We start from the raw sequence: 6904 nt of genomic DNA on the forward strand, positions 1-6904 counted from the left end.
CCGGCGGGGGGACCGGCGGAGGGCTGAACGCGCCCGGCTGCGGGCCGCGGCCCGGTACTGCGGCGCCCATCCGCGTGCGGTCCTGACCGCGGCCGTCGCCGCCTACCTGCACCGGCTGACCGGCCGCACCGACGTGGTGCTCGGCCTGCCGGTGGACGGCCGTACGGAGCGTGCGACGCGGCGGGTGCCGACGGCGGCCGAGGACGTCGCCGCGCTGCGCCTGGAGGTCCGGCCCGGCACCCCGTTCGCCGAACTGGTGCGGCAGGCCGGCCTGGAGTCCCGCCGGGTCCGGCGGCACCAGCGGTTCCGGCACGCCGAGGTCTGCCGCGAACTGGGCCTGTCCGGGCCCGGCTCCCGGCTGTACGGGACGGTCGTGGACATCCGCGAGCCCGCTCCCGCGCTGCGGTTCGGCGACCACCCGGCGGTCGTCCGCCGGATCGGCGCGGAACCGGCCGACGCGGCCCGGATCGTGCTGGAGGAGGATCCGTCGGACCGCGCTCTCCGGGTGGCCGTCACCGGGCCGGCGGACCGTCTCCCCGGCGCCGAGGCGGACACGCACGCCCGGCGCCTGCGCAGGCTGCTGCTCTCGGCCGGCACCGCGCCCGGCCGCACGGTGGGCGCACTCGACCTGCTGGACACCGAGGAGACGGCCACCGTCCTGTCCTGGGCCCGGCAGGGGGAGGAGCGGTCCGGATCCGGCACCCTGACCGCGGTGCTGGACGCGGCCGCGCGGCGTACCCCGGAGGCGATCGCGGTCCGCGACCGCACCGGGTGCCTCACCTACCGCGAGCTGCACGAGCGGGCCAACCGGCTGGCCAGACTGCTGATCGACCGCGGTGCCGGGCCCGAAGGAGTGGTCGGGCTGCTGCTGCCGCGGTCCGCGGACATGCTGACGGCGATGCTGGCGGTCCTGAAGTCCGGCGCGGCCTACCTGCCGCTCGACCCGGCCTACCCGGCCGAGCGGCTCCGCTTCATGATCGGCGACACCCGTCCGTCGTGCCTGGTCACCGACGCCGCGGGTGCCGGGCGGGACCTCGGCGACCCGGCGGGCCCGGTCCTCGTCCTGGACGACGCGGCGGTGGCGGGGGAACTGGCGGACGCCGCTCCGCACGACATCACCGACGCCGACCGTTCCGCGCCGCTGCTCCCCGGCCACCCGGCGTACGTCATCTACACCTCGGGGTCGACCGGCACGCCCAAGGGTGTGCTCGTACCGCACCGCAACGTGCTGCCGCTGCTCACCTGGGCCGAGGCCGAGTTCGGCGCGGCGGCGCTCACCCACGCCCTCGCCGCGACCTCGTTCAGCTTCGACGTGTCGGTGGCCGAGGTGTTCGCGCCGCTGGCCTCCGGCGGCACGGTGGAGATCGTCGCCAACCTGCTGTCGCTGCTGGACGACGAACCGCCGCGCTGGTCCGGCGGACTGGTGTGCGCGATTCCCTCGGTGCTCGGCAGGCTGCTGGAGCAGGGGGGCCTGGAGCTGTCGGCCCGGACCCTGGCGCTGGGGGGAGAGGCGCTGCCGGCCGCGGTCGCCGACCGGGTGGCGAGCGCGATGCCGGACACCCGGCTGCTCAACGTCTACGGGCCGACCGAGGCCACCGTGTACGCCACCGCCGGGCGAGCCGGAGAGGCGCCGGACGGCGGCGCACCGCCCATCGGCCGCCCGCTCGCCCACGTTCGCGCATACGTCCTCGACGGCGCGCTGCGGCCGGTGGAACCGGGCCGGCCGGGCGAGCTGTACCTGGCCGGTGACGGTCTCGCCCGCGGCTACCTGGGGCGCCCCGGGCCGACCGCGGAGCGCTTCGTCGCCGACCCCTTCGGCCCGCCCGGCGCGCGGATGTACCGCACCGGCGATCTGGCCCGCTGGCGCGCGGACGGGCAGCTCGACTTCCTCGGCCGGGCGGACGAGCAGGTGAAGGTCAACGGCTTCCGCGTCGAACCGGGCGAGGTGGAGGCGGTGCTGGGCCGGCACCCCGGGGTCGCCGAGGCGATGGCCGCGATCCGCCTCGACCGGACGGGGAGCGCCCGGCTGGTCGCCTACCCGGTCCCGGCGGACGCGGCCGCCCCACCAGACCCGGAGGAACTGCGCGCCTGGCTCGCCGAACGGCTTCCGGCCCACCTGGTCCCCTCCGAGATCAGGCCGGCCGCCCGCCTGCCCCGCGCGCCCGGCGGCAAGCTCGCCCGCGGGACGGACCCCGGCCCCCTGCCCGCTCCCGCGCCGCGGCCGGCACCGGTGGCGGAGCCGCCCTCGGCTCCGGCCGTCGAGGACGCGGGTCTGCCCGGGGAGGCTCCGGCCTCCCGGGAGGACCTGGTCGCCGCGGCCTTCGCCGAGGTGCTGCGCGAGACCCGCGTACCGCGGGACCGCAGCTTCTTCGACCTCGGCGGCGACAGCATCATGTCCATCCAGCTGGTCAGCCGGCTGAGGCAGTCCGGGCTCGTCCTCACCCCGCAGGACGTCTTCGAGCACAAGACGGTCCAGGCCCTCGCCCAGGCCGCCCGCGAGACCGCCCGGGACGCCACGGGCGGCGAGGCAGCGGCCGTCGGCGATGTCCCGCTCACGCCGATCGTGCACTGGCTGCGCGACCAGGGCGGCCCGGTCGACGGCTTCCACCAGGCCGTGCTGCTCCGGGTCCCGGGCGGTCTGCGTGAGGACCGGCTGACCGCGGCCGTCCAGGCGCTGATCGACCACCACGACGCGTTCCGGCTCCGCCTGGACCGCTCGGCACCGGGCTGGTCCCTGGAGGTCGGGCCCGCCGGCACCGTCTCCGCGGCCTCCTGCGTACGGCGGGTGCCGACCGGCGGCGCGACCGGCGACGACCTCGAGCGCGTCCTCGTCCTGGAGACCCGGCGGGCCAAGGAGGAACTCGACGTCCGGGCCGGCCGCATGGTGCGTGTGGTCTGGTTCGACGCGGGCCCCGACACCCCCGGCCGCCTGCTGTTCATGGCCAACCACCTCGCCTGCGACGGCGTCTCCTGGCGCATCGTGGTGCCCGACCTGATCGGCGCCTACCAGGCGCTCGCGGAGGGCCGCCGCCCCGGCCTCAGCCCGGTCGGGACCTCCCTGCGGCACTGGAGCCGCGCCCTGAACGAGCAGGCGCGCACCCCCGAGCGGACGGCCGAACTCCCGCTGTGGGAGCGGATACTCGCCACCCCGGGCCCCAGGCTGGCCAAGCGGCCTCTGGACACCCGCCGGGACACCACCGGCAGGGCCCGCGCCCGTACCGCGGTCTACGGGGCGGAGCGGGCCCGGCACCTGTTCACCACCATCCCGGCGGCGTTCCACTGCGAGATCAACGACGTGCTGCTGACCGCGCTCGCCCTGGCCGTCCAGCGGTGCCTGGGCACCACAGGGGACGTGGTGATGGACGTCGAGGGCCACGGCCGCGAACCGGTGGTGCCCGGCGCCGACCTGTCGCGCACGGTCGGCTGGTTCACCAGCATGTACCCGGTGCGCCTTGCCCCCGGCGTGCCGCGGACCGACGCCCCGCCGTCCGGCGCCGAACTCGGCGGCGCCCTGCGCCGGGTCAAGGAGCAGCTCCGCGCCATCCCGGACAAGGGGATCGGCTTCGGCATGCTCCGCCACCTCAACCCGGAGACCGGCCCGCGGCTGGCCGCCGCCGAACCCCGGCACATCGGCTTCAACTACTTCGGGCGCTTCCTGCTTCCCGCCGACGACGGCGAGGAGAACTGGGCGCCCGCGCCCGAGACCGGCATGACGGCCGGCGCGGACGCGGACATGCCGCTGGACCACCCCCTGTCCATCAACGCCCTGACCGAGGACACCGCGGACGGCACCGAACTGCGCATCGCGTTCTCCTGGGCGGACGGGATCATGGACGACCACCTGGTGGACGAGCTGGCCGACGCCTGGTTCGAGATCCTGGACGCGCTGGCCGCGCACGCCGCCGAGCCGGGCGCCGGCGGCCGCACACCGTCCGACTTCCCCCTGCTCGAGATCGGTCAGGAGCAGATCGAGCGGCTGGAGCGCGAGTACCCGGACCTGGAGGAGATCCTGCCGCTCTCCTCGCTCCAGCAGGGCATGCTCTACCACCTCCTCCTCGGCGCGCTGGAAGGCTCCGGGGAAGCGCCGAACCCGCTGTACACCGTCCAGTTCTGGCTGGAGCTGGCCGGCGACCTGGACGCCGGGGCCATGCGGGAGGCGTTCCGCGCCCTCCTGGAGCGCCACCCCAACCTCGGCGCCGCCTTCGTGCACGAGGGGCTGCCCCAGCCGGTGCAGGTCATCCAGTCCGGTGTGGAGGCGCCGTGGCGGGAGGTGGACCTCGGCGGACTGCCGGAGGAGGAGCGTGAGCGTGAGACCGAGAGCCTCCTGGCGAGCGAACGCGTCCGCCCTTACGAGCCCACCCGGCCGCCGCTGCTCCGGCTGCTGCTGATCGGGCTGGGCGGCGGACGGCACCGGCTGGTGGTCTCCACGCACCACATCCTGCTGGACGGCTGGTCGCTGCCGATCCTCGTCGGGGAGCTGTTCGCCCACTACCGCGCGCTGGTCACCGGCACTCCGCACGGGCTGCCCGCGAGCACGCCGTTCCGGGAGTACCTGGGCTGGCTGTCCCGGATGGACGAGCAGGCGGCGGAGGCGGCCTGGCGCACGGCGCTGGCCGGCCTGACCGACACCCGGATCGGACGCCGGGGCCCGGGCGAGCCGCAGCCGTCGCGGCACCTGGCCTTCTCGCTGGACGAGGAGACGACCCGCGCGCTGGCGGAGACGGCGCGCCGGCACGGCGTGACCGTCGCGACCGTGCTCCAGGCGTGCTGGGCGATCGTGCTCGGCGAGGAGACCGGGCAGCGGGACGTCGTGTTCGGCTCGGTGGTCTCCGGGCGTCCGGCCGAACTGCCGGGCGTGGAGAAGATGGTGGGCCTGTTCATCAACACCGTGCCGACCAGGGTGCGGCTCGACCCGGACGAGTCGCTGGGCGAGCTGTTCGTACGGGTGCAGCAGGAGCAGTCCGAGCTCCTGCCCTACCAGCACCTGAGCCTCAACGACGTCCGCCGCATCACCGACAGCGGGGACATGTTCGACACGATGATGTCGTTCGCCAACTACCCCCTCGACGAGGAGCCGCTGCACCGGCCCGCCCCGGGGCTCGAACTGGTCCGCGCCTCGGGGGACGACCGGCAGCACTACCCGCTGGGCATCGTCCTCAGCCACCGCGGCGACACGCTGGCACTGCACGTCGAGCACCAGCCGCACCTCGTCGACGGCGAGCGCGCGAACGGCCTCGCCGGTCGGTTCCTGGACCTGCTGAAGCGGACCGCGTACGAACCGCACCGACCCGTCGGAGGCCTGCGCCCCGCCGATGGGCCCGCCGGGGCCGCGACCGCGCCGCGGCCCCGCCCGGCTTCGGTGGCGCAGGCCGTCGGCGGAGGCACCGGGGTGCTGCTGCCGCTGCGCGAGGAGGGCGGCCGGCCCCCGCTGTTCTGCGTGCACCCGGCGGCCGGCATCGCCTGGGCCTACGCGGGGCTGACCGGGCCGCTCGGCACCGACCAGCCGGTGTACGGGCTGCAGGCGCGCGGCCTGGACGGCTCGCGGGTACTGCCCGGGTCGATCACCGAGATGGCCGCGGACTACGTCGCCCAGCTCCGCACCGTACGGCCGGCCGGTCCGTACCGGCTGCTCGGCTGGTCGTTCGGCGGCCTGGTGGCGCACGAGATGGCCGTGCAGCTCCAGAGCGCGGGGGAGACCGTCGACCTGCTGGCCGTCCTCGACGCGGTGCCGTCCGGCCGCGGGCAGGGAGGCGACGGCGGCGGTGCCGGGGACGCCGGGGAACGGACCGCCGTCCGGCTCGGCCCGGACCACGTCATGCGGACGATCCTGCAGTTCTTCGGCTACGACCCGGCCCTCTGGTCCGGTGAGGAGCTGACCCACCCGCGCTTCATGGAGATCATCCGCGAACACACCGGACTGCTGGCGACGTTCGACGAGGAGACCATCGAGACGATCTGCCGGATCTACGCCAACAACGCCGCCCTCTCCCGCGACCACACCCCCTCCCGCTACACCGGCGACCTGCTGGTCTTCACCGCGCTCGAGACCTCCCCCGAGGTGGCCGCCGAGCTGTGGGAGCCGTACGTCGACGGAGGGAAGCCGGACGTGCGCGCCGTGCGGTACCCGCACGCGGAGCTGGGCCGGCCCGGCCCGCTGGCCGAGATAGGCGAGGCCATCGCCCCGTCGCTGCGCACCCGCGGCACGGCGTCGGGCGTGCCACGGTGACCGGCGCGGAACGGGCGGCCACCGGTCCGGTGCCGCTGACCACCGCCCAGCGCGGCATCTGGACCGGCGCCCGCCTCGCCGACCCGGCCCGCTACCACGTGGGGCTGTACGTCGAGATCGCCGGACCGCTGGAGCCGTCGCTGTTCGAGGCCGCGTTCGCGGCCGCCCTGGCCGAGACCGCCCCGCTGCGGGCCCGGTTCACGGTGGACGGGACCGGGGAACCGCGGCAGTCGGACGGGCCCCTCCCGCCGTGGGAGGTGACCCGGAAGGACCTGCGCGCGGAGCCCTCCCCGGCGGCCGCCGCCGCGGCCTGGATGCGCGAGGACGTGGCGCGGCCCTTCGACCTCGCCGCCGGTCCGCCGTTCCGGACAGCCCTGCTGCGGTTGGCCGACGCGCGCTTCCGCTGGTACCTGGCCTGCCACCACCTGGTGATCGACGGCGTCGGCAGCGCGCTGCTGGTCCGCCGGGTCGGCCGGCTCTACGCCGCGCTGGAGCGCGGTGAACGGCCGGCGCCGGCCGTTCACCCGCTGGGGGCGCTGGCGGCGGCGGAACACGCCTACCGGGCCTCGCCCGACGCCGCGGCCGACCGGGCCTTCTGGCGGGACCGGCTGGCCGGGGACGTCCCGGTGCGCCCGGCGGCGACCGGCGGCCTCGCGGCACGCGGCGTCGCCCGCCTGC

2 protein-coding genes are annotated in these 6904 nt (G+C 76.1%); both read left to right on the forward strand.

Translation table 11 applies throughout. The features are described from left to right. The coding region (locus tag ACLIYP_RS28440; RefSeq protein ID WP_412715967.1) for an amino acid adenylation domain-containing protein at nt 1-6226 on the forward strand (6226 nt) is incomplete at its 5' end. Continuing rightward, a partial coding sequence (locus ACLIYP_RS28445; protein WP_412715968.1) for a condensation domain-containing protein occupies nt 6223-6904 on the forward strand: 682 nt, incomplete at its 3' end. The genes ACLIYP_RS28440 and ACLIYP_RS28445, both read left to right, overlap by 4 nt.

This window comes from Streptomyces nanhaiensis (genome assembly GCF_046614825.1).
Taxonomy (GTDB): domain Bacteria; phylum Actinomycetota; class Actinomycetes; order Streptomycetales; family Streptomycetaceae; genus Streptomyces; species Streptomyces radiopugnans.